Raw genomic sequence first — 24,502 nt, 5'->3', positions numbered from 1 at the left:
AATTGCTCATTATTAATTTTTAAGCTTCTAATAGTTCAATCATCTCTGCTACAGGAAGGGGACGACTATAGAAGTATCCCTGATATAGATAACAGTTGTTTTGAGCTAAAAATTCTAACTCTGCTTCTGTTTCTACTCCTTCAGCAATTACAGATAACTCTAAATTATCTCCCATCACAATAATTGTTTTTACAATTGCTTCATTCTTTTGTTTATGAATAAAAGCACGGTCAATTTTTAAAGTATCAATAGCAAATTCAGTTAAATATTCTAATGAAGAATAACCTGTCCCAAAATCATCAATAGCAATTTTAACTCCCAATTCTTTTAAATCATTCAGTATATCAATTGTATATTCAACATTTTCAATTACTGTCCGTTCAGTAATTTCTAACTCTAAATACTGAGGTTCTATTCCCGTTCTTTCTATAATAGAACTTACTTCTTCGACAAAAGCAGAGTTCTGAAATTGTTGAGGAGCAATATTAACTGACATCATTAAATCATCATAACCTTGCTGCTGCCATTCTTTTAACTGCCAACATGATTCTTCTAAGACCCAATCACCTATTTCAACTATCATGCCTGTATCTTCAGCAATAGGAATGAATTGTCCTGGTGAAATCATTCCTTCTTGGGGATGATCCCAGCGAATTAATGCTTCAACCCCTACTATTTCATCTTTACTACTATCTACTAATGGTTGATAGTGAAGTAAAAAGTCTTCTCTAACTAATGCGTTACGTAATTTAGATTCTAGGTCAACTCTATCAGATAATTGGCCCTGCATATCAGAACTATAAAATAATACTTCCTTAGCATTTTGATTAGCAAAATGAAGAGCTAACTCTGATCTTTTAATTAACCGGTCACAGTTAGTCTGACCGTTTTGCGATTTAGCTATACCTAATTTGGGCTCTGCATAAACTAATTGTTCATTAAAATTATAAGGAGTACTTAATTGCTCAATTATTTCTTCCCCTAAAGTTTCTACTTCAGCCTCTTGGGCTTCAGACTTAAAATAAAGTATAAATTCATCACTCTTGCGAGCAATAGTAGTCTCTTTATCAATAATTTCATCTAAGCGTAAGAAAATTTGTTCTAATAATTCATTACCCAAATGATAGCCATAATTACTATTAATCAAACTAAAATTACTAATTCCTAGCGTCAATAAATATAATGTTTCTTCTTCATCCTGGATGTTTTTTAACTCTGAACCAAGACTTGTCTCTAAAAAATTCATATTAGGTAGACCAGTTAGGGGGTCACTATAGGTTAGATTATTAATCCGCTCTACCATATAATTAAAACCAGCCACTAACTTTTGAAATTCATCATCATTATCATGTTCTAATTTATAATCTAAACGACCATTAATTACTTTCTGAAATCCAGTCAACACTTTATTGATATGTTCATTAATATAATTAGAAATTATAAGAATTACTTCAAAAATAATTAGCATTACTAATATAAATCCAAAAATTAAAAAATAAAAAGTTTGATCTCTGATATTAGCTACCTTAGTTTTAATCTTATCAACTATTGAATCAAAATTAGATTTATAAGTCCCCGCCCCAACAAAATAATTAGTCCCTTTAATCGGTTCTATATAACCATACTTAATTCCTAATTCACCAGTATTATGATTAGTGTAGGGGTATTTGATTGCCCCTCCACCCTGTTGAGATAACTGACTCATTTCTTGCACTAAATTTCTACCTCTGACTGTTAGGTCCCAACGATTGTCTCCTTCTAAATAAGGAGTAGGAGGGAGAGATATAGTTTCACCACTATTAGTGTAAATGAAAAAATAATTTTTATCTAAGTCAGCCTTCTGATTAATTTCAGCCAATAACTCCTCAATTTCTTGCTGAGATAACTCATCTCGATGTCTATTATACACTTGCTCTAAAATTTTAGCTCGAGTTTGAACCAAACTTTTAATTCGGACTTTTTCTCTATTCAATAACTGTTCTTCTAAAAGGTCCTTACCTTCTGATGATAAATTATTATATTGATAAGATACTATCCCTATCAACAATACCATTAACACCAGAAAGCTTAGACCAATTCCAATTAATATTTTCATACGCAGATTTAAATCTTTAAATTTATTGAAAATACTATATCCCTCCCAGCTTAAAAACTGACCTCAAAGCAACTAAAAACTTCTTTACTTAATCATCTAATTGTTCAGTATGCTTACATTTAGGATAATTACTACATCCTAAAAAAGAACCTCGTTTAGTGGTTATTTTCCGTAATAAACCTCCACATTCAGGGCAGTGACCATACTTACCACCTTCTTCTTTATACTTCTCTAAGTCAGCTTTAATTTCAATTTTTTCTCCTTTTGGTAATTCAAATCCATCAGGGATACTAACTGTATCACCACAACCACAGTTTGGAAATTCACTACAACCTAAAAACTTACCTTGTCTCCCTTCACGGACAACCAGAGGATTACCATTAGAACAAGTATAATCTGTTTCTACTATATTCTTCTTCTTTTCTTCTGCCTCTTTGCGTTTTTTCTCAATTCGATCTTTAACTTTTAAATAATTATCCTTAATCTGACGACTATCAATTCTAATTCCATCAGGGATATTAACAGTATTATTACAATCAGGGTAATTAGAACAACCTAAAAACTTACCTGTTTTACCTTCTTTGAGCACCATATCTGCACCGCATTCAGAACATTTCATATCAGTTTTAATTTGATACTCAGTTTTATCAACTTCTTTTTCTTCTAACTCTTCTAATTCTGGTTCAAATTGTTCCCAGAATTGCTGTAAATACTCTTTCCAGTTCTTATCACCTTTACTAATAGCATCTAATCCTTCTTCCATTTCGGCCGTGAAATCAATATTAATTAGATTAGGAAAGTGATCAACTAAAAAATCATTAACAGTAATCCCTAAGGTAGTTGGATAGAACTTCCCTTTACTCACTTTAACATACTTCCGCTTTTTTAAAGTAGAAATAATATTACTAAAGGTTGATGGACGTCCAATATTTTCTTTCTCTAAGGTTTTAACCATTCTACTTTCTGTATATCGTTTAGGTGGTTTAGTTTGTTTATCTTTGATATCTAATTTAGATAAATCAACTGTCTCCCCTTCTTTTAAGGTAGGAAGCTCGCTCTTATAATTGGAATTATCACTATTTAAATTACTAAAATAGCCATCAAAGGTAATCTTATTAACTAATCCTCTAAATTGATAATTATCTTTTTCAGTTAAAATTTCTAATTGTTGATATTCCATCGGAGCTAACTGTGAATTTAAAAAGCTATTCCAAATTAAATTATATAATTTATATTGGTCTTCTGTTAAACTACCGCGCACCTTCTGAGGAGTTCGATAAATAGAAGTAGGTCGAATAGCTTCGTGACCATCTTGAGCATTCTTGGATACACTACGAGAATAACTATAAGTGTATTCCTCACCAAAACGATCTTTAATATACTTCTGCGCTTGCCCTTTAGCTTGATTACTAACTCTTACACTATCTGTACGCATATAAGTGATCAAACCTACTGTTTCCCCATTTACTTCTATACCTTCATATAACTGCTGTGCTAAATACATCGTTTTCTTAGAAGAAAAACGCAGTGTCTTATAAGCAGTCTGCTGTAAAGTAGAAGTAGTAAACGGCGGATAAGGATATTTTTTCTTCTGTTCAGTATTTAAGCCCGTAATTTCAAATTGATCCCCCTGGGCCAAGTTCTCCTCTAGGGTATTTACTTTCTTTTTTTCCCACAATCTAGCCTTCTTTATCTTCTCATCAGCTACTTTGTTTAATTTAAACCCTTCTAAATTATCTGCAAAATCTCCTTTAATCGTCCAATAATCATCAGGCTCAAAGGCCTCAATTTCTCTTTCTAATTCCACTACCATCTTCAAGGCTACACTCTGCACTCGCCCCGCTGATAATCCTCTTCTAATAAACTTCCACAACAAAGGTGACAGTTTATATCCTACTAAGCGATCTAAAATTCTTCGGGTCTGCTGGGAATTAACACGATCCATATCTATATCACGAGGATTTTCAATCCCTCTCTTAATACCAGTTTTAGTAATTTCATTAAATGTGACTCGTTGATATTCACCAGTATCCAAATCAAGAACTTTCTTTACATGCCAACCAATTGCTTCTCCTTCTCGATCAGGGTCACTAGCTATATAGACCATATCAGCATTTTGATAATGTTCCTCTAAATTATTTACTGCCTTTTTATTGGTAATTACATAAGTTGGTTCAAAATTATTTTCAACATCTACTGCTAGTTCTTTTTTAGGTAAATCTCTAAAGTGACCTAGACTAGATTGAACTTGATAGCCCTGCCCTAAATATTTACCTATAGTTTTAGCTTTAGCTGGACTTTCTACAACTACTAAATTATATCCCATTACCACTTAGCTCCTTTCTCTAAACTTTAATCTTTATTATAAGATAAATTATAGCATAAATAAAATAAATTAAGATTTATATAGTTATTTATTATAGACATTTATCATATTTCCTTCTTTTTTTAACATATTTATCCTTTTATCAACTAATTAATTTTATTTTCGCTACTTTCTTTAGCTCTATTATAACATAGCTAGATAAAATCTGAAGCTAAATTTTATGCCCGCTAAATGTAAATTGACTCTGCTCCATCTTCAGATAATTTTCTTCCCTGTCAGTACGAACTTCAGCAATCAAATTACCACACTGAGGACAATATAATTTATCATTCTCTAATTCACCATAAATTTTACGGATTTTACTCTCCCAACACCGTAAAACTTGCCCTGAACCAATTTTTTTATATTTTAATAATTTACTTTTACATTTAGCACACTTAATTGTTAAGATAATTTAACCCTCCTTATAGTTCCTAACTATATTAGCAAGGCTATTAACTGCTTTCAAGACTAAAGAGCTTAGTTCCTGCTTTAATTAAGAGAAAATTGTTCTAATAAGTTCTTATTTTAAAAATTTTATCAAATTAAATAATCAAGGACCACTTTCCAATAGTCCTTGATTATGATGAAATTAATATCTATTTAATATTTTCTAGATTATTTCAGTTTATACACTCTAGCTTCATAAGGCTGCAGCAGGAAGTGTTCAATACTTTCAGCTTCATCTACATCATAATTGCTAATTAACAATTCTTTTTCTTCAAACTCAATTTCTGACGGTAAATCAAATTCCGGCTCGCCGTCAAAGAAGTTAAGTATAACTAATAGTTGTTCGTCTTCTAAAGTTCTCGTATAAGCATAGATTTCTTGGTCATCATCTAAAATCAATTCATACTGCCCATAAACCAAAATAGGATACTGATCCCTCAATTCAATTAACTGCTGATAATAATGAAAAACTGACTCTTCATCTTCTAAAGCAGATTCCACATTGATTTCAGTATAATTAGGATTAACTTTTAACCACGGTTCTCCAGTAGTAAACCCAGCATTCTGACTATCATTCCACTGCATTGGAGTTCGGGCATGATCACGACTACGATAACGCACTACTTCCATTGCTTCTTCGTAACCTCCAGCACTTTCTTTAATATCCTCAAAATTGTTCACAGTTTCTATATCATCTACTTCCTCAATATCTTGAAAAGGACAATTAGTCATGCCGATTTCCTCACCTTGATAAATATAAGGCGTGCCTTGTAAAGTATGAAGAAAAGTAGCTAACATCTTCGCTGATTCACGACGATATTCTTCATCATCTCCAAAGCGAGACACCATCCGCGGTTGATCATGATTATTTAGATACAGGCTATTCCAACCATCTCTTTCTTCCATCTCATACTGCCACTTGCTCATAATCTCTTTTAAATCTGTTAACTGCCATTCATCAATTTTACCCCATTTCCCATCCGGACCAACATCAATATCAACGTGCTCAAATTGGAAGACCATATTTAATTCATCTCGATCTTCTCCTACGTATTTAGCTCCTTCTTTAGGACTAACTCCCGGCGTTTCTCCTACAGTCATAATATCATAATTACTCAAAACTTCTTGATTCATCTCTTTTAAATACTCATGAACCCGTGGACCATTCACAAATTGGTCAAAGCCATTTACACCTGGACCTTCTTCTCCATCTGGCAGACCATCAGGTTTGGAAATCATATTAATCACATCCATTCTAAAACCATCAATCCCTTTATCTAACCACCACGTCATCATCTCATAAACTTCTTCGCGCACTTCAGGATTTCGCCAATTCAAATCAGGCTGTTTTTTAGAGAATAAGTGTAAATAATATTCTTCCGTTGCTTCATCATAATCCCAAGCTGTATCATCAAAAAATGAGCCCCAATTATTAGGTGGATTCCCATCTTGCCCTGGACGCCAATAATAATAATCACGGTAGTCACTATCTTTAGATGATTTAGACTTTAGAAACCATTCATGTTCATCAGAAGTATGATTAACTACTAAATCCATAATCAATTTAATTCCACGCTGGTGTAATGCTTCTAATAACTCTTCCCAATCTTCTAAAGTACCAAAATCATCCATAATATCTTGATAATCACTAATATCATAACCATTATCATCATTTGGCGATTGGTAAACTGGATTTAACCAGACTACATCAATTCCTAATTTATTTAAATAATCTGCCTTTTCAATAATTCCTTGCAAATCTCCAATTCCATCACCATTTGTATCATTAAAACTCCGCGTATAAATTTGATAAACAACTGCTTCTTTCCACCATTCTTTACTTACATTCATCTTTTTTCCTCCTCAAAATTTAGTATAATACTCTCAGCTATGTATCTTTCTTTTTCTCTATTAATGTAATTCTTTTGCAACGATTCAACTTAATTATAAAGAACTCAATTACTTTTATCAACTATATCACTAAAAAATAAAATAGATCTCAGGATTTAATCCTGGGATCTATCGATTAGATTATACATTTATTTTGATTTTTATCACAGTTCAACAAATCCAAAAACACATCAACTACTTCTGGCGCAAACTGAGTTCCCTTATTATCTTTTAATTCCTCAATTGCTTTAACTCGGGATAATTTTTCACGATAAGGTCTATCAGTCCGCATTGTATTCCACGTATCAGCAACACAAATAATTCTTGAAATTAATGGGATTTCTTCTCCTGCTAATCCTTCCGGATATCCACCACCATCCCATCTTTCATGGTGATACCTTATATAATTAGCAATTGTCCTTAATTCTGAGGAAGAAGATTCCTTTAAAACTTGATACCCATAATTAGAATGATATTTTATCTCTTCATATTCATCATCAGTCAATCTAGACGGTTTGTTCAAAATATCTTTATCGACTAGTATCTTACCAATATCATGCAGCATTCCTGACCAGTAAGCTAAATTAACAGTTTCTTCATCTAAACCCATGCCTTCTGCAATTTCAAAACATAAATTAGCTACACCTTGTGAATGACCTTTAGTATATTTATCATATAACTCTAATAATTTAATGAACGACATAATTAACTCTTGCTGAAATTTCTCATGTATATCGCGATGATTCTTCATGGTTAAAAAAGCAGATGCTAAATTACCAAAAGCAGTAATACTTTCTATTGCTTCAGCTTCAAACTCAGCTTCACTACCCTCAGCAATATCAAGAGAAATTCCACCTTTCCATTTATCATTAACACATAATTTGAAAATAAGCGATGATTTCATCTTCTTAGTTGCATTATAGAATTTATTCTCAGTCTCAGAGTCTAAACTTAGATTTTCTTCTTCTGAAATATTATCAATAATTACTACTTCTTCATTACTAATTTCAAAATTTTCTTTATTTAAATCTAACTCTTGCAATTGTTCTAAATTATGACCAATAGCATCAATATAATTTATTTTACCCTCTTCCACTAAATAGATACTCCCATAATCTGCTTCAGAAATCAAACTATTTGCTTTTTCTAATAAATCATGTAAAAATTCTTCCTTCTCTTCGGCAAAAACCGAACTACTAAGTGAAGAGGATAAGGAGATAATCTCTTGTAAATTCTTATTAACTTTCTCTACTTCTTGATAAGATTGATTTAATCGTTCAGTTTTAGCATCCAATTCCTCAAATGCAGCTGCTAATTCTCCTACCATCTCTTGATATGATGACAAGAGCATATCTACCTCTTGCAGATCTGTTTTTTCTATTCCTGTGGTTAACTTTTCGGGGTTATTAAAGTCCAGCTCATGGATATTATGGGCCAACCTATTTAATGGTTCAGTAACCATATTAGAAATAATAACTATAATAGTAACCATCACAATATAAATCGCTAAAGCCCATAATAATAAGTGGTTTCTCATCTTATCGATACTTTCTTCTAAATACCGAGTAGTAAAATAAACTTCAATCAGACCAATTTTTTGATTTTGATAATTAACAGCAGCTTTTTTCTTAATTACAGTTTTAATATTATATTCTTTTTCTAAATCTATTACCTCTGCACCACTGTGGTCAAAAACAGAAATTCTAACAATATCTGGGTCTTCTAAAAAACTATTCAAATTTTTCTTCATTGTCTTATACTCAACATTCCATAGAGGAATTTGATTAATTGTAGATAATGCTCTTAAATCACGATTAATTTTTTGTTCTAACACTTTCTTTTTATTCCGTTTTTGTAACTCTAAAATTGAATAAGTAAATAAAGAAGTTAATAAAAATAAGATTAAAGTTACATGAATTATAAACTTATCTCTTATTTTTAATTTCATATCTTATTTTAATTCCTTTCTATATCTAATCGATTATTTTATAGTTGCTTCTCTCTAGTAGATTTACTTAAATATATTTTAACATCTATATATTAATAAAAAATTATCTTTAAGTTAAAATCTCGTTAACAAAAAATAAAACAGGCTCAGATAAAATCTGAGCCTTTAAATAAATCTTAATATAATTCAAATTCATAAACAGTATAATAATAAGAATTATTTTCCTCTGCTATTAAGCAAAAATGTTGAGCATTAATAGCCCGGTCAAATTTAATCTCATCCCAATTACCATCGCCACGATTTACTTTTGCAGCAAGCTGCCAACCGTTATCATAATAGTAAATTCCATAATTTATAGCATAATTTTGAGCACTCCATTTAACTCGTACCTTATTAACTCTTTTTCTTTCTCCCAAATTAAGCATTAGCCAATCTGAATAATAATCAGCTCTTGTAGCCCAAAAAGTATCATTAGTATTACCATCATTAGCATTATCAGGTTGATAAGAAGAGTAACTATCTGAAGCAGAAATTGCTTTATTCAAAGCAAGATTTCGACTAGGACTCGGGTCTGGGTCTGGAGAAGGCTGAACATCATCATTGTCATCATTACCATTATAGACAGCATTTACTGCTTGATAAGCATTAACAATTCCTTCGCCATAATAAGTACTGCTACCTGCATTTTGAGCTGTATTGTGTAAAGCTGAGCGAATTTCTCCTACAGAAGCATTAGGATTGGCGGCTCTCATTAAACCTACTACTCCAGCTACGTGAGGGGTAGCCATTGAAGTTCCAGACAAACTATTATATCGATTACCAGCATAAGTACTATAAATATTAACTCCAGGCGCTACAACCTCTAATCCTGAGCCATAATTAGAAAAGTTAGCTTTATTCCCTCTAGAATCTACTGCTCCTACAGCAATAACACTGTTATACCGTGATGGATATGCAATACTAGAGCGACCTTCATTCCCACTTGCAGCTACAACAACTGTGCCTCGATTAACAGCAGTTTGACAAGCATCAGCCATAGCCCGCGAATAACCACCACCGCCAAGAGACATATTAATTACATCTGCTCCTATATCCGCAGCATACAAAATTCCTTTTTGAATAGCACTTAAGCTACCCCCACCTTGGTCTCCCAAAACTTTAACAGGAATTAAAGTAGCATTTTGCATTACTCCTGAAACTCTACCTTGACTAGCAATCGTACCTGCAACGTGAGTTCCATGTCCATTACCATCATTAAAAGAATAACTGACAAAACTTCTACCTAAATTGCTATCAACTAATCTTCTTAAACTTTCGTGGTCATAATCTATTCCCGTATCTAATACAGCAATTTTAACCGAACTAGATCCTTTAGTAATACTATCCCAAGTTTCAGGAGCTTTAATCATTCCATAATTCCAGGTTTGACGATTATTAATTGCAGTCGCCTTAATTACAGAACTGCTAAGCTGTTCTTGACTTGGAATCTTTGGAAACTTTTTAACTCCAATTGCATAATACTTAAAATTAGGTTCTATATACTTGATCTCTTTGCCTGACTTTTTTAAAGATTCTTGCAAAGCAGTTTTAGCTCGTGTATAGGATTCATATTTTTCTTGATCATACTCTACTGTATAAACAAATCCCATTGTTTTGACCATTTCTGCTTTTGTTTCATTACTAAGAGTAGTCATTGAATCTGAATCACTAAAATCATAGACCGAATCTATAACTTTAAAACCATCAGTTTCAATACTTTGTTGATGATGATTAGCTTGAGTAGAAATTAAATTTTCAACATTTTGCGTACTTATTCCTGTTTCTTTTTCTTTAATCCCTACTATTAGCTGTCCTTCTTGATACTGTGCCAATTGTTCTTGACTATCCTCACTCATCAATTCTTCATCTTGAGTACTTGAACAACCTAATAAAGACACTATCAATATTACACCTAAGAGGAACATTAAAACTTTCTTCATTCAGCACACCCTCTTTCCTTTATTTAGTAATATAATAATAATTTTCCATAAAATAGTCAAGGGATATGTGCAAAAAATAAAAAACCCGGGCCCAAAAGACCCGAGTCAGAGTTTAAGCTATAATTTTTCTTTAATATCTGCAGCAATATCTTCTGCTATGAAACCAAAGTGCTCTCCAACTTCTGCACCTGGTCCGCTAGCTCCAAATTCTTCCACACTCACTACATGATATTTATCATTTAATAGTTGATACCATCCACTGCTGACTCCTGCTTCAAGTACCACACGGAAAGTATCTTCACCTAATACTTCATTAATATAATCTTCATCTTGAGCTAAGAATTTCTCACGTTCAGGTACAGATACAATTTTACTTTCTTCTTCTAACTCATCTGCAACTTCCTGAGCTAAAGAAACTTCACTACCACTAGCTAAAAGTACAATCTCAGCATCTTCAGTGCCTTGTACCACATAAGCACCTTTATCAAAATCAGCTAGTCCATTTTCTTTATCTAAATGAGGTAAATTCTGTCGAGTTAGAACTAAAGCAGTTGGTCCTTCAGTTCTATTCATGGCTTCTAACCAAGCTTCTTTTGTTTCTTCTTCATCTGCTGGTCTTAGAACCTCTAAATTAGGAATTACTCGTAATGCTTCTACATGCTCTACAGGTTGATGAGTTGGTCCATCTTCTCCAATATAAATTGAATCATGAGTAAAGACATAGACCACTGGCTGTTCCATCAAAGCAGCCATTCTAATTGCTGAACGCATATAATCACTAAAGACAAGGAACGTAGCAGCAAATGGTCTTAATCCAGCATGTAGAGAAATACCATTTACTATTGCTCCCATAGCATGTTCTCGTACTCCAAAACGGAAATTGCGTCCTCTGAATTCTCCTGGCTGAATTTCACTATATTTATTTAAATATGTCTTATTAGATGGAGCTAAATCAGCAGAACCACCAACTAAATAAGGTACATCATCTGCTATAGCGCGTAGTGTTGGCCCTGAAGCTTTTCTAGTAGCACGCGGAGTATCTAATTCTACAGCATGAACTATTTCTTCTAAATCTTGTGGTAATTCTAAATTATGAGCTTGGTCCCACTGTTCTTTTAATTCTGGATTAGCTTGAGCCCAAGCTTCAAATTCAGCTTCCCATTCTTTTCTCTGTTCAACTAATTGTTCTTTTCTTTCCGCAAAGAAATCTCGTACAGCATCAGAAACATAAAATTCTTCTTCTACTGGTAGATCAAATTTCTCTTTTAATCCCTTAATATCTTCTGTCCCCAATGGAGCTCCATGAGCATCACTTGTTCCTGCTTTATTAGGCGCCCCATAAGCAATTGTAGTATTAGCATCAATTAAAGTCGGCTTATTACTCTTTTTAGCTTCTGCAATTGCTTCTTTAACTGCATCGATATCATGACCATCTACATCTTCAATGACATGCCAACCATATGATTTGAAACGATCAACTACTGATTCAGTGAAAGTAATATCGGTTTTACCTTCAATAGAGATATTATTATCATCATAAATTGCAATTAACTTATCTAATCCAAGATGACCAGCATAAGATGCTGCTTCAGAGGAAATCCCCTCCATCATACAGCCGTCACCTAAAATAGTATAAGTATAATGATCAATAATTGTATGTTCATCTGTATTATATCTTTCAGCTAACATCTTTTCGCTAATTGCCATTCCTACTGCATTAGCAAAACCTTGTCCTAAAGGTCCTGTAGTAGTTTCTATCCCTTCAGTATCATTATATTCAGGATGACCAGGTGTTTTGGAACCTAATTGTCGAAAATTCTTTAAATCTTCTAAACTCAAGTCATAACCTGTTAAATGTAAGAATGAATATAACCACGCTGAACCATGTCCCGCTGAAAGAACAAATCGATCTCGGTCAGGCCATTCAGGACTTGTAGGATCAAAATCCATCACTTCACCATATAAAACTGCCCCAATATCAGCACATCCAACCGGCATCCCAGGATGTCCAGAACCTGCTTTTTCTACTGCATCAACTGATAATCCTCTAGTTATGTTTGCTACTTCTTTTAACATTTTATTCCTCCTTATTGATTTTATAACTTTTAACTATTTACTAGCATCTAATATTTCGGTTTACATTATACCATAAGTCCTAATTGAATGCCAACCTTAATTAGTTTTAATCGATTTATTCGCTACTTCAAATTAATCTTTATCTATAAAGACCTTCTCTTTCATAAATTTAGGTAGTAAAGAAAGTAAAACAAACACTACTGCTGCTACTCCAAGATAAAATAAAGTACTTTTAATACTAGTAGTTCCTTCAACAATAGACCCAGCAGCAAAACAATAAGCAATTGTAGCCGGTAACATAGAAACCCAAGAAACTACTATATAAGTTAGTAATTTTATATTAGTTAGACCATACAAATAATTTTGTAAATTAAAAGGAAATACTGGAATCATTCTAGTAATCACTAACATTCGCCAATTATGCTTTTCCACACCTTGTTGAATCTTTTTAAAATGTTTACTAGCACCGAATTTTCTTTTAATTAGTCCGGCAGCTAAATAGCGACTAACTAAAAAAGAAACCGTTGCCCCTACAGTTGCGGCTAGAGATACCCAAATAGTCCCCCAGACTGGCCCAAATACTACCCCTCCTAACAGAGTAATTGGAAAACGAGGCAAAAAAAATAAGCAAAATAAAGTATATAATAATATATAAATAATTGGAGCCCATAACCCAAATTTATCAATCAATTGGGGAAGTTCTGTAATATTATCTAATTCTATATAATATATTAAATCAAAATATCTAATTAAAGCGACAATTATAGCAATAATTATTGTAGTCATAAACACCTTCGTTCTATTTATCATAATTATCAATCCTTAATTGATCACTCAGTATTGTCATTAACAGGAATCTCTTCTGATAAATCCAACTCACTAATTTTTTCTGAAGAATTAACACAATTAATCACTTCTTTAACTTCTTCCTTATTAGCACCATTCCATTCTGCTTCTTCACAACGCTTTAATAAAATAGATTTAACTTGTTCTTCTTGATTAGGAGTAATCATAATATCACCCTCAGCAACTACTTCATCAATTAACTGATCAATCTTCTTATTTAACATTATAATCACCCCTGTTATTATTTATTAAATATATTACTATCTTCTATTATAATAATAACATATTAAAATTAATTATTAAAGACTATGAAAACTGTGCTAACGATTTATTCTAATCATTCTCTTATTTTAAAATACTAACAAGAAAAATTAAAAAAATGCTAATTAATAAAGGAAATCAACCTCATATCTAGAAAGAATGTTAAATGAGAAATCATAATCTATTAAGGGGGGAATCATATGAGACAAAATAATACTAAAATGTTGGTTATGACAATTTTATTAACTAGTTTATTGCTTTTAGTAGGATGTAATCAAGACTTAGGAAATCTTAGAGTCGAAGTTAAGGATGAAGCAGGGCAAAATCTAAATGCAACAATCACGGCCAGCCGTGGGGGCCAAACTAGAGAAAAAGAAAGCAGTAATGGGGTAGCTCAGTTTAAGGATATTCCCACTGGAACATATAAGTTAAATGTTAGCAAAGAAGGTTATCAAGCCATTACTGAATCAGTTACTTTAGAAGGAAAAAATCTTAGCTATGAAGTAACTTTAAAAGAAAAAACTTATAATCTTAAGCTTAATGTTACTAATCAATCTGGTGAGAACTTAACTGCGACAGCAAAATTAGAAGGTACAACAGCAACTCACACTAAAACTATTACTGATGGTAGTGCTACAATCGAAGGCCTAAAAGCTGGTGACTATCAACTTTCAGTAACTAAAGATGGTTATCAAAGTGCTACTAAAAACATCACTATTACAGACCAAAACTTAAGAACTAGCTTAAAATTAGCTAAAGTTAAATCTGAAACTGCAGAGCAAAAGCAACAGCAGAAAAAAGTGGATTTAAACGTTAAAGTTGCAGACATAAATGAAAATCCATTACCAGCTACAGTACAAATTAAAGCTAATGGTTCAGTAGTAGAAGAAAAAACTGCTGCTCAAACTAGTTTCAAAGATTTAGATTCTGGAAACTATACTGTTACAATTAAGCATCCAAGTTATGAAAATTGGACTAAAGAGGTTAACTTAAAATCTAATACTAACCTTAATGCTGTTTTAAAAGGTGGTCCAATTGGCCATAATATCTTCTCCGCTAAGCAAGGTAGCCAAACAGTTCAGCTTAGTTCATTAGCTGACAATGAAGAACTAATTGTAGCTTTAACTAAGTTAAATTGGAAGCAAATTAATGAAGAAAATATTTATGAACCTCGTCGTAAAGAAAATCAATTAGTTAAAGAACACGGTACTAACTTTGCAAATGCCGAGAGAAATTATCAAGTTGGTGATACTAAAGAATTTAAGCTACCTGAAAAGGTATGTAAAAAAGGAACTATATCTGCGGAATTAGCTAAAGCAGGAGAGCATATTTATGTTTTCGTAGGAGAAGACTCTTATGTTAAAGAAAGCGATTTGAATGATTTAGTAACTGAGTTTGATAATAATATTTTCCCTTCTTTGACAAATAAAAAGAATATTAATGGTAAAATCACAGTACTATTATCACAGTTTACTGATTATCAAATGACAGGATACTTTGATGCAGCAGACTTATATCCGGAGTTAGGTAATGAAGAACCTATGTTCTATATTAATGCTAGACGTAGCGGAAACACATTATTAACTTCTGCTGCTCATCAATATCAACATTTAAACTTCTTTGTTGATAAAGCAAAAGCTGGTCGTGTTGCTAATGATGCTTGGATTAACCAAGGATTATCTCAATTAGCTCCTCAACTATTAGGATATATCGGACCTGCTAGCGAAGGTTGGTCCCCAGAAAAAGGTAATGGTTGGGTTTATGACCAAGACTTTGGATATTTAAATAATACTTCTGAAGTTAATTTATTAGTTCATGATGGTAGCCTACCTTTCACAGGTGCTGCAGGACTATTTACTAACTACCTAGCAGATCATTTTGGTACAGAATTGATTTACAAGTTAGTTACTAGTTCTAAAGGACCACGAGAAGTTATTGCTGACCATACTGGAACAAACTTCAACCATATTTATCTTAACTGGGTAACTACTAATGTAACTGATTCTATAGAAGAAATTGATAATCCAATCTATAATTACTCTCAATTTGATTTAGCTAAAATGCCTAAGCTAGCAACTGAAGAAGCTAGTAATTATGGTGTTAACTACTTCAAAGTAGATCAAAGTGAATTTAGTATTTATCCACCAGAAGGATATGAAGGTAAAATAGGAGTTGTAATTATTAAGCATCAAAAATAATTACAGCATTAAAAAAGACCTACCGGTTTTTACGGTAGGTCTTTTTATTTTTATCTCATTTTAAATCAATCAAAAGAATCTAAAATATCTTCAATTGTTGTCTCTTCTAGCTCTTTTAACATTGTCTGATAAGCATCATCAATAGCAGTTAGCATTTCACAATGAGATGATTTTTTAGTACAACCTCTTTTTTCAGCTAAACAATCTAGTACATAATCTTCTGACTCAAAAATTCTCATCACATCTGCAAAAGTTATTTCAGATGGATCTTTCGCTAAATCATAACCGCCCCCGGCTCCTACATATGATTTAACCAAACCAGCTTTTGATAATTTCTGCATTACCTTAGCTAAATAGCTTTTAGAAATATTTTGGTCCTCAGCAATTTCATCAACTAAAATCACATCTGGACTCTTATAAGCTAAATATAACAAACTATGCAGAGCATATTCTGTTTTTTGTGATAACTTCATTACTCACCCTCCATTATTTTCTCTTTAATTTTCTTTAGTTCTTCTGCAGTGATTAAGCCGCGTTTAATATATTTAATTCTTCCTTGCGGGCCAAGGAAATAGGAAGTAGGGATTGCCGATACTCTATATCTAGATCCTATTTCTTTATTGTGGTCTAGTAATATAGGGTAGTCATATCCTTCTTCATTCATTAACTCTCTAACTTTTTTTGTTTTATCAGCTAAATTAACTCCCACTACAATAAATTCTTCCTTGTTTTCTTGATGAAACTTATTTAAGTCCGGCATTTCAGCTCGACAAGGAGGACACCAAGCTGCCCAAAAGTTAAGCACTACATATTTCCCTCGTAAATCTTTCAAACTAACTTCTTCTCCTTTGAGGTTAGATAAAGTAAACAAAGGAGCTAACTTTCCTACTTCCAAACCATATTCCCCGTCCGGCTTACTTTTATTATTGCCATTTGCACTTTGCTCCTCAGATTGAGGCTCACTACTCATAGCCTGCACTGGTGTATTATAAATTACTACTCCACCAAGCAAGCCCACAATTAATAATCCTAATATAAATTTTTGTAAATATTTTTTCTTCATCCGCCTCCACTCTCCTCTCTTTAATGATTATACTCTTCATAAATTTCTTCTATTTCATCTTTCATCGCAAGAAAGTATTTTTTTATAAAACCAAACTAAGTTTAAGATACCATTAAGTATTCTAGCAAATTCATCTCTAAATTTCAACTAATGCAATAACCAAATAAAAACACCATAATGAGCATAATTAATCAACCATAACACAATTGGAGGTACTAATAAAAGCACATCATCAGCTTCACCATGATATCTAACTATTGAATTCATTGTATTCATACAAGCTACAGGAGCACTTAAAGTGAAAGCCCAACAAGCCCCCATCAGCACTAAATCATGATGATCTTTTACCAATAATTTAGCCAATATAATATGAATAACTGTAATAATTATAATTTTGATTATTAATAAATAAAGCAAACGTAAATTCCAATTAGTTACAACAATATTAGTAGATTTTAATAACATTGATACTATAAATCCATACAAAGATAATAAACCTAATTCTCCTATACTAGTTAACATTTGATCTTGCTTATCATTTGCAAAATGATCAATCACTAATCCCACTATAATGCCTAACCACATAGCAATAATAAAACTAAATAAATAAGGAATTCCGGCTAGAAAATTAGTCCGCATAAAAATTGCAGTTAGAGCTAAAAATAATGAAACAATGACTACTCCCCAATGCCAATCACCTATTTGTGGTCGAGCCGGATTTTGTATTTCCTCCACTTCAAAAAATACAAACATCTTCACTACCACTGGAGCAAGCAAAAAAGCAGCTAATAGTGAAGCATGAAAATAAAATTGAATTGTAGTTAAATTAGGAAACACTTGCTGGATAAAGTTTAGCCACGCTCCATTCCAAGCTAATGAGCTACTGCCAAAAGCAAACAATGATACTGAATTATTAGTAGTCATAATTGCTACAGCATCAATGATGAACATAATTACAACAGTAATCCAAAATAAATTAAACAACGAAATTAAATGCTTTTTACCGTAAGTTAAAGCTATTTTAACTCCAATTGAAAATAAAAATATAGTTATTAGCAGCTGCGGGCCAAATTGATGTGGAAGCCACATTGAACCTGTCATAGCATAGTTTACTAAATTTACTATAATTCCAATTACTCCTCCTGCTACAGGAGGAGTAATATATAAAGCAGTTAAATTAAAGTAATCATCTAACATATAACCGACTGCAACTAATATTAAAACAATTATTACATCAATAATTAACATCATATTCACCTCTATTCTTCTTCAAGCGACAGAGCAGCATCTATGCCCTCTGAAATGATAACTCGATTCTCTGCAATCGGCTCACTTAACTCTTCTACTTGGTCACTTATATTACTCATTTCATCCGCCTTATGATAAACTTCCTGATTATTATTCTCAAGCTGAACTATTCGTTCTTGAATGGATTGGAAAGTATCTTTAGAATCTTGCACCTCTTCTTTACCTTCTTCAGCTTCTTCCGCTGCATTTTCAGCCGCAGTAGATAACTCCTCTATTTCTCCCACAATTTTATGGATTAATTCCTCTACTTCTTCTGAAGATTTAGAACTATCCTCAGCTAATTTTTTTACTTCTTCTGCTACTACTGCAAAACCTTTACCAGCCTCTCCTGCTCTGGCTGCTTCAATCGAAGCATTTAGAGATAACATATGTGTTTTAGAAGCAATATCCTGCAGCACACCAATAATATTCAAAATTTCATTAGAAAACTCCTCTAAAGCCTCCATTCTTGCTTCAATATCTTGCACATGCTCATTTATTTCTTCAATTTGCTCTACTGCCTCTTCAATTTGTTCTTCTCCCGACTGGGATAAATCACTTGTTTCTTCAGATAAATCTTTAATATCATCTACTACTTCTAAAACTTCTGTCGAATAGCCAGCTACATCTTTTGAAATATCAACCAACGATTGAATATTTCCTTTTTGTTCATCCATCGTATATTTCGCTTCTTCAATCTGTTCAAAAATTTCTTCATTTTCTGCCGACATATTAATTCCCCCTTAGATTAAATTAACGTTCTCTAACCAGTCCTATAATTCGGATATTTATTATCTGAATTATAAGCTAAATAAAAACATTTTTCATTTATTAACTTAAATAAAAAATTACCTTGTACTATTTATTAATTAAACATACAATCTCTTTTTCCTTTTATTTAGACAAATTTTTACTTATCTTTTGGGCAGCTTGACGAGCTTGTTCTAAAACCTGAGGTTGCTCTTCAATTTGATTATATTCTTGCTGTTTGATTGTTTCTTTATCAGTCGACCTAATTGCACAATCAGTTCCATAGCCGCAGGCTACACAAGTCGAAGTTCCTTGGGCTTTAATAGAAGCCACTACTTCCATCCCTTCATGTTCGGCAAAATTATTAATTTGTTCAATCGCTTGTTGGGCACTATTACTTTCTGGTTGTCCAAGGGCAATGCTAATTATTGCTTTGCCATTATTCAATAGTTTTTGATGCCGCAGGGCATACATTCGCTCTATAAAAATCTTCGTATGAGCATCTAATATATCATAAGGGGCATAACTTCCAATTACAAAGCCTTCTGCTTCTTTTAGCTTAGGTTCTAATTCCTGCCAATCATCATTCTGCTTACAGATATTATCCTCCACACAACCTAAACAAGCTTGACAAGGATGTAAATCATAATTAGATAATTTTATAAATTCAGAATCTTGTTCTGTTTCTTCTAAAATTAATTTTATCAACCGATCCGTATTACTATTTGCCACTGGGCTACCGCTGACACCTAAGATAGTTGCCATTATATCACTCCTGTTTTAAAGATCTAATTGAACCTCTAAAGTATCTAAAAATATATTAAAAGATGTAAATAAATCAATTACAGACACTAATTCTACTATCTCAGCATCTGTAAACCCTAATTCTTTAATCTGATTAAACTCTGCATCAGAAATTTGATGGGGATTAGTTGTTGACTGGACAGCAAAATTTAAAATTTTCTTCCTCTTTTTACTAATATCTGCACTATCAATATCTGTTAATACTTCATTAATTGTCTCTTCCTTTACTCCCAATTGATTTAAAAAAGCTGAATGAGCACCTACACAATAATCACAGCCATTAGCTTCTGAAACTACTACTGCTACCATTTCTTTTAAAGTTCTATCTAAATCTCCTGTCATCATTATACTTTTAACTTTTTCTAGATTGGCTTTTAAAATACCCGGTTTCACAGCTAATGCCTTAAATAAATTTGGGACTCCACCAAAATCTTTTTTGATACCGCCATAAATTTCTTCGACTAATCCTTCTGCCTCTTCTTCACTAACTAGTTTAGTTCTATTCATACTATCTCCCCCTTTAAATTTCTTCTATTAATCTTTGCAACTTTTGTGCCATCTCGGTTAATTTTTCAGCCGAACTAGCAACCTCATCTGACATTAGTTTAATTTCTTCAGTCGCATTATCAACTTGCTGACTATTTTCAGCTAGTTGATTAGCAAAATCAGCAGTTTCATCAATGCGGACTGCAGTCTTTTCAATTGCTGTTTCTATTTCAGAAAAAGTCGTTCCTGTTTCTTTAACAACTTTTTCTCCTTGTTTAGTTTTTTGTTTTACTTTTTGGACAGAACTTAATCCTTTTTTAGATTGCTTTTGTGTTTTAGTGATTAAATTAGAAATTTCATCTGTGGCTTGGGCAGTTTCTTCTGCCAATTGTCGTATTTCCTCAGCTACTACTGCAAATCCATGCCCCTCTTCGCCTGCTCTCGCTGCTTCTATCGAAGCATTTAACGCTAATAAATTAGTCTGTTCAGCTATATTATTAATCAAATCTACTATCTCTTCAATTTCTTGAGCATTATCATCGAGTTTTTCAATTATATCGACTGTCTCTTGAACTGCACGGCGGATTTCTTTAATACTAGTCACCGTTTCATTAATGTTTTCTCCACCTACATCAACTTTTTCTGATAAACTTTCTATATCTTCTATGATGCGAAAACAATAAATCGGACTCCATCTAATACACCTCCTCTAAATACATTCCGTTTTTCAGACTTTCATTATCCGAATTAATCTAATTAAAAAGTAACTACTTCCCAATCGCCTTTAATGCACTCCGTTAGCGGTTGGCCCATATACTTAACATCAATTCCTAGCTCTTCTAATTTAGAACTTACTCCATATTGGTCAGCACAAGCTTTACAAGCTTCTAATTTGATTCCTGCTTCTTTCATTTTAGCTAATTCTTTTTGCAATTCCTCATCTTGACTTAACAACTTAGATGAAGGACCCCAAATAACAAAGCGAATATTATCCCACCAACCATTTAATTTTGCAGTCAGCGTATACATGAATACCATTTTTTTAGCTACTTCTTTATCTCCGCTAGTCCAAACCACTGTTAACCCTGCTAAATCTTGGCTCATTAGCATCAACTCCTTTAATTGCGATTTTAATCATCCGAGTTAATTCCAAAAAAATACAAAACTCAGAGTTTATAACTCTTATTTAGTTGTTATTATAATAACTAAATATTCAAAAGTCAAACATTAACCAACATCTATCGCTAAAATTATACTAATTCTTTATTATAAACTTATTTCGTACAATTTTTATGGTTATTTCTCATTTCCAAATTTAAAAAGAAACTTAATATAGTTCTAATTAGCACTATTGCTCCTAAAATTATTAATTCCTCTCGACCAGGATGTAAAATGGTGTGAATTACATCTGCGGCTACTAAAAATTCTAGTCCCAATAAGAGATAAGAACCCAAATGATGACGCAAATTATCACGTTTCGAACAAATAGCCATCCCGTTAAACCGTCCAATTTCTAATTTAATTAAAGCAATTAAAGCCATGATCACGCCCCAAATAATAACTGCTACACCTGCCAAAGCAATAAATAAAGCCAATGTTTCGGTTAACTGCTCCATCAACATCACTCCTCGATTTAAATATGACTGATGCCCATTAGATTATGAGCATCAGCTATATTTGTGATTTTTATCTGTATTCTGGATTAGGATGATCAAATCTACATCCCGCATCCCATTTGCTACGTTGATTACCGTGAGCAGGAATCCCACCTTGCTCTTTAATCATCTTTGCCATGTGCATTAAATTCCAAGTCATAAAAGTAGTATTTCGATTAGTAAAATCATTCTCTGGTCCGCCAGAATCTTCATCTAAATAAGATGGACCAGGTCCTGCTTCTCCTAACCAAGCTGCATCAGCTTGCGGTGGAATCAAAAATCCTAAATGCTGTAAGGAGTACAAAATATTCATAGCACAGTGTTTAGCCCCATCTTCATTACCAGTAATGATTGTCCCGCCCACACGATCATAATAAGCATACTGTCCTTCTTCATTTAAATCACCTGAAGAAGCATATAATCTCTCAATTACTTTTGTACAAACAGATGATTTATCTCCTAGCCAAATCGGCGTGCCTAAAATAAGAATATCAGACTCTTGTACCTTTTCATAAATTTCCGGCCAGTCATCTTCCTCCCAACCGTGCTCAGTCATATCAGAATAAACTCCATTGGCTACTTGATGGTCTACTACTCTAATCACTTCGACATCAACATCATTCTCTTCCATAATATGCTTCGAAACATCCAATAAACCTCTAGTATGAGACTGCTGCGGCGACTTCTTCAAAGTGCAATTCAAAAATACCGCCTTCAAATCACTAAAATCTAAATCCACTATTAACGCCCCCTTGAATTAGTTTATTATATTCTCTCTACTACTTAAAATTAATTAATAAATCATTATTCAAAATATTAAGATAATTCAGAAAAAACATCTAGTTAATCTCGCCACCACATTAATTTATCTACCCAAGAGAACTTCTCTTTTAAACCCTTAATTTGTGCTTCTTTCCCAACTTGCTTATTTAATTCAGAATAAGTAGGGTAAGCATGAATCATTGCATTTAACTTAGTAAGCGGCTGATTCAAATTCTTTAAAACCTGACTTTCGTGAATTAACTCCCCAGCTCGGGCACCTAAAATATGAACCCCAATAATCTTATTTTTCTTATCACAAATGAATTCAGCCTTACCTTCACCGTTAGAGTCTGTTTCTGCTCTATCTAATTCGGCATAATCATACTCATAAATTTTTATTTGCTCTCCATATTCTTCTCTAGCTTGAGCCTCAGTTAATCCTAAATGGGCCAATTCAGGGTCTGTATAAGTAACCCATAATAAATTAGAATAATCAACTTTTCGTTTGATTGGTAAAGGCAGCACAGCATTCAAAGTAGCAGTCACTCCTTCATAGTTAGACACATGGCTAAAGCGATAAGGACCTACAATATCTCCACAGGCATAAATATTAGGGACTGATGTTTTTAATGTCTGGTCGACTACTATACCTTGCCGCTTAGTTTCAACACCTATTTCATCTAAATTAAGAGTTTCTGTATTAGGTTTTCTACCTACAGCGACCAATAACTTCTCAGCACTAACTGTTCTTTCATTTTCTGCTTTATCAACTGCTGTTACCTCAATTAATTGCTCATCATTCTGTGCTACCTGCTCTGCTTTATAACCAGTCAGTAAATTTACCCCTTCTGCTACTAACTTATCTCTTAAAATATTAACTAGTTCTGGTTCTTCGCGGGGTAAAATATTATCCTGCATTTCTACAATTGTTACTTCTACTCCTAAACGATTTAAAGCTTGGGCCAACTCCACTCCAATTGCTCCCCCACCTAAAACTATCATTGAGGCAGGCAGTTCACTTAACTCAAAGAAACTTTCATTAGTTAGATAGTCTACTTCATCTAGCCCCGGGATTGGCGGCACAAAAGGTTTACTCCCAGTAGCAATCATAATCTTATCTGCTGTTATCTCCTCTGTTCCTACGTTAAGAGTCTGACCATCTACAAATTCTGCTCTCTCTTTAAAAACAGTAATGCCTGCTTCTGCAAATACTTCTGGGTTTTCCTTTTGATAAACCTTCTGGATAACTGAATTTACATAATCTAAAACTTCCTCATCATCAATCTCTACTGTTGTTTTAATCCCGTATTTGTCTGCTGTCTGACTCTCGTGTGCTACTTTACTTGCTTTAATCAATGCTTTACTCGGGACACAACCAGACCAAGTGCATTCTCCACCTAGCTTATTTTCTTCAACAATCGCTACTTTCTTTCCTAATCCCTGCGCAGTAAAAGCTGAAGTTATGCCTGCAGCTCCACCACCAATTACTATTAAATCATATTCATAATTAGACATTATTATCCCTCCTCACTTCTCATTGAATTAATTGTAAAATGCATCCATATTATAGACTTTTATTATCCGAAT

General features: G+C 33.0%; 20 protein-coding genes. 1 reads left to right on the top strand and 19 read right to left on the bottom strand.

Features of this window, described 5'->3' with window-relative positions; translation table 11 throughout:
- Nucleotides 1-19: 19 nt before the first annotated feature.
- The 8 genes from JOC47_RS11325 to JOC47_RS11290 form a co-directional block, all read right to left on the bottom strand.
- Nucleotides 20-2,047, bottom strand: a complete 2,028-nt coding sequence (locus JOC47_RS11325; protein WP_439109076.1) for an EAL domain-containing protein — start codon at nt 2,045-2,047, stop codon at nt 20-22.
- 136 nt (nt 2,048-2,183) lie between these two features.
- A complete protein-coding gene (gene topA / locus JOC47_RS11320; RefSeq protein ID WP_204702187.1) occupies nt 2,184-4,421 on the bottom strand; it encodes a type I DNA topoisomerase in 2,238 nt (745 codons plus the stop codon).
- A 657-nt stretch (nt 4,422-5,078) separates the two neighbouring features.
- Nucleotides 5,079-6,761: a glycoside hydrolase family 13 protein gene (locus JOC47_RS11315; protein WP_204702186.1), complete on the bottom strand. Its 1,683-nt coding sequence runs from the start codon at nt 6,759-6,761 to the stop codon at nt 5,079-5,081.
- Between the two features lie 175 nt (nt 6,762-6,936).
- Nucleotides 6,937-8,748: an HD-GYP domain-containing protein gene (locus tag JOC47_RS11310; RefSeq protein WP_204702185.1), complete on the bottom strand. Its 1,812-nt coding sequence runs from the start codon at nt 8,746-8,748 to the stop codon at nt 6,937-6,939.
- Nucleotides 8,749-8,924: 176 nt separating this feature from the next.
- Nucleotides 8,925-10,727: a S8 family serine peptidase gene (locus tag JOC47_RS11305; protein ID WP_204702184.1), complete on the bottom strand. Its 1,803-nt coding sequence runs from the start codon at nt 10,725-10,727 to the stop codon at nt 8,925-8,927.
- Between the two features lie 117 nt (nt 10,728-10,844).
- Nucleotides 10,845-12,803, bottom strand: a complete 1,959-nt coding sequence (gene tkt / locus JOC47_RS11300; RefSeq protein WP_204702183.1) for a transketolase — start codon at nt 12,801-12,803, stop codon at nt 10,845-10,847.
- A 132-nt stretch (nt 12,804-12,935) separates the two neighbouring features.
- A complete protein-coding gene (locus JOC47_RS11295; RefSeq protein ID WP_204702182.1) occupies nt 12,936-13,613 on the bottom strand; it encodes a TVP38/TMEM64 family protein in 678 nt (225 codons plus the stop codon).
- 20 nt (nt 13,614-13,633) lie between these two features.
- Nucleotides 13,634-13,873 carry a hypothetical protein gene (locus JOC47_RS11290; protein ID WP_204702181.1) on the bottom strand — a complete coding sequence of 80 codons (240 nt, stop codon included), beginning with the start codon at nt 13,871-13,873 and terminating at the stop codon, nt 13,634-13,636.
- 237 nt (nt 13,874-14,110) lie between these two features.
- Here JOC47_RS11290 and JOC47_RS11285 point away from each other — a divergent pair, with 237 nt between their 5' ends.
- Nucleotides 14,111-16,108, top strand: coding sequence for an MSCRAMM family protein (locus JOC47_RS11285; protein ID WP_204702180.1), 1,998 nt, complete (start codon nt 14,111-14,113; stop codon nt 16,106-16,108).
- Between the two features lie 65 nt (nt 16,109-16,173).
- Here JOC47_RS11285 and JOC47_RS11280 read toward each other — a convergent pair whose 3' ends face one another.
- The 11 genes from JOC47_RS11280 to JOC47_RS11230 form a co-directional block, all read right to left on the bottom strand.
- Nucleotides 16,174-16,581, bottom strand: coding sequence for an RrF2 family transcriptional regulator (locus JOC47_RS11280; RefSeq protein WP_204702179.1), 408 nt, complete (start codon nt 16,579-16,581; stop codon nt 16,174-16,176).
- Nucleotides 16,581-17,171, bottom strand: coding sequence for a TlpA family protein disulfide reductase (locus JOC47_RS11275; RefSeq protein ID WP_204702178.1), 591 nt, complete (start codon nt 17,169-17,171; stop codon nt 16,581-16,583). Before JOC47_RS11275 ends, JOC47_RS11280 begins: the two co-directional genes overlap by 1 nt.
- Nucleotides 17,172-17,318: 147 nt before the next feature.
- Complete coding sequence (locus JOC47_RS11270; RefSeq protein WP_204702177.1) at nt 17,319-18,419, bottom strand: hypothetical protein; 1,101 nt, start codon at nt 18,417-18,419, stop codon at nt 17,319-17,321.
- 11 nt (nt 18,420-18,430) lie between these two features.
- Nucleotides 18,431-19,189, bottom strand: a complete 759-nt coding sequence (locus JOC47_RS11265) for a methyl-accepting chemotaxis protein (RefSeq protein ID WP_204702176.1) — start codon at nt 19,187-19,189, stop codon at nt 18,431-18,433.
- 163 nt (nt 19,190-19,352) lie between these two features.
- Complete coding sequence (locus JOC47_RS11260; RefSeq protein ID WP_204702175.1) at nt 19,353-19,973, bottom strand: flavodoxin family protein; 621 nt, start codon at nt 19,971-19,973, stop codon at nt 19,353-19,355.
- 15 nt (nt 19,974-19,988) lie between these two features.
- Complete coding sequence (locus JOC47_RS11255; protein WP_204702174.1) at nt 19,989-20,519, bottom strand: carboxymuconolactone decarboxylase family protein; 531 nt, start codon at nt 20,517-20,519, stop codon at nt 19,989-19,991.
- Between the two features lie 13 nt (nt 20,520-20,532).
- Nucleotides 20,533-21,102 (bottom strand): methyl-accepting chemotaxis protein, encoded by a 570-nt coding sequence (locus JOC47_RS11250; protein ID WP_204702173.1) that lies wholly within the window; start codon nt 21,100-21,102, stop codon nt 20,533-20,535.
- A gap of 152 nt (nt 21,103-21,254) precedes the next feature.
- Complete coding sequence (locus JOC47_RS11245; RefSeq protein WP_239551144.1) at nt 21,255-21,602, bottom strand: DsrE family protein; 348 nt, start codon at nt 21,600-21,602, stop codon at nt 21,255-21,257.
- Nucleotides 21,603-21,772: 170 nt separating this feature from the next.
- Nucleotides 21,773-22,114, bottom strand: coding sequence for a DUF1622 domain-containing protein (locus JOC47_RS11240; RefSeq protein ID WP_204702171.1), 342 nt, complete (start codon nt 22,112-22,114; stop codon nt 21,773-21,775).
- Nucleotides 22,115-22,184: 70 nt separating this feature from the next.
- A complete protein-coding gene (locus JOC47_RS11235) occupies nt 22,185-22,892 on the bottom strand; it encodes a flavodoxin family protein (RefSeq protein WP_338035347.1) in 708 nt (235 codons plus the stop codon).
- A gap of 104 nt (nt 22,893-22,996) precedes the next feature.
- The gene (locus tag JOC47_RS11230; protein ID WP_204702170.1) at nt 22,997-24,430 is read right to left on the bottom strand and encodes a dihydrolipoyl dehydrogenase family protein; all 1,434 of its coding nucleotides are present in this window, start codon (nt 24,428-24,430) and stop codon (nt 22,997-22,999) included.
- Nucleotides 24,431-24,502 lie beyond the last annotated feature (72 nt).

Origin of the sequence: Halanaerobacter jeridensis (genome assembly GCF_016908315.1) — a bacterium.
GTDB lineage: Bacteria > Bacillota > Halanaerobiia > Halobacteroidales > Halobacteroidaceae > Halanaerobacter > Halanaerobacter jeridensis.
Note: the sequence above shows the minus strand (reverse complement) of the source record. Positions and strands in the feature narration are given on the sequence as shown.

Excerpts from the sequence above, each read along its gene's own strand:
- JOC47_RS11310 (WP_204702185.1), bottom strand. The coding sequence starts at position 8,748 with ATGAAATTAAAAATAAGAGATAAGTTTATAATTCATGTAACTTTAATC.
- JOC47_RS11275 (WP_204702178.1), bottom strand. The coding sequence starts at position 17,171 with ATGAAGAAAAAATATTTACAAAAATTTATATTAGGATTATTAATTGTG.
- JOC47_RS11260 (WP_204702175.1), bottom strand. The coding sequence starts at position 19,973 with ATGGCAACTATCTTAGGTGTCAGCGGTAGCCCAGTGGCAAATAGTAAT.
- JOC47_RS11265 (WP_204702176.1), bottom strand. The coding sequence starts at position 19,189 with ATGTCGGCAGAAAATGAAGAAATTTTTGAACAGATTGAAGAAGCGAAA.
- JOC47_RS11305 (WP_204702184.1), bottom strand. The coding sequence starts at position 10,727 with ATGAAGAAAGTTTTAATGTTCCTCTTAGGTGTAATATTGATAGTGTCT.
- JOC47_RS11245 (WP_239551144.1), bottom strand. The coding sequence starts at position 21,602 with ATGAGCCAAGATTTAGCAGGGTTAACAGTGGTTTGGACTAGCGGAGAT.
- JOC47_RS11270 (WP_204702177.1), bottom strand. The coding sequence starts at position 18,419 with ATGTTAATTATTGATGTAATAATTGTTTTAATATTAGTTGCAGTCGGT.
- topA (WP_204702187.1), bottom strand. The coding sequence starts at position 4,421 with ATGGGATATAATTTAGTAGTTGTAGAAAGTCCAGCTAAAGCTAAAACT.
- JOC47_RS11230 (WP_204702170.1), bottom strand. The coding sequence starts at position 24,430 with ATGTCTAATTATGAATATGATTTAATAGTAATTGGTGGTGGAGCTGCA.
- JOC47_RS11290 (WP_204702181.1), bottom strand. The coding sequence starts at position 13,873 with ATGTTAAATAAGAAGATTGATCAGTTAATTGATGAAGTAGTTGCTGAG.
- JOC47_RS11315 (WP_204702186.1), bottom strand. The coding sequence starts at position 6,761 with ATGAATGTAAGTAAAGAATGGTGGAAAGAAGCAGTTGTTTATCAAATT.
- tkt (WP_204702183.1), bottom strand. The coding sequence starts at position 12,803 with ATGTTAAAAGAAGTAGCAAACATAACTAGAGGATTATCAGTTGATGCA.
- JOC47_RS11240 (WP_204702171.1), bottom strand. The coding sequence starts at position 22,114 with ATGGAGCAGTTAACCGAAACATTGGCTTTATTTATTGCTTTGGCAGGT.
- JOC47_RS11280 (WP_204702179.1), bottom strand. The coding sequence starts at position 16,581 with ATGAAGTTATCACAAAAAACAGAATATGCTCTGCATAGTTTGTTATAT.
- JOC47_RS11285 (WP_204702180.1), top strand. The coding sequence starts at position 14,111 with ATGAGACAAAATAATACTAAAATGTTGGTTATGACAATTTTATTAACT.
- JOC47_RS11295 (WP_204702182.1), bottom strand. The coding sequence starts at position 13,613 with ATGATAAATAGAACGAAGGTGTTTATGACTACAATAATTATTGCTATA.
- JOC47_RS11255 (WP_204702174.1), bottom strand. The coding sequence starts at position 20,519 with ATGAATAGAACTAAACTAGTTAGTGAAGAAGAGGCAGAAGGATTAGTC.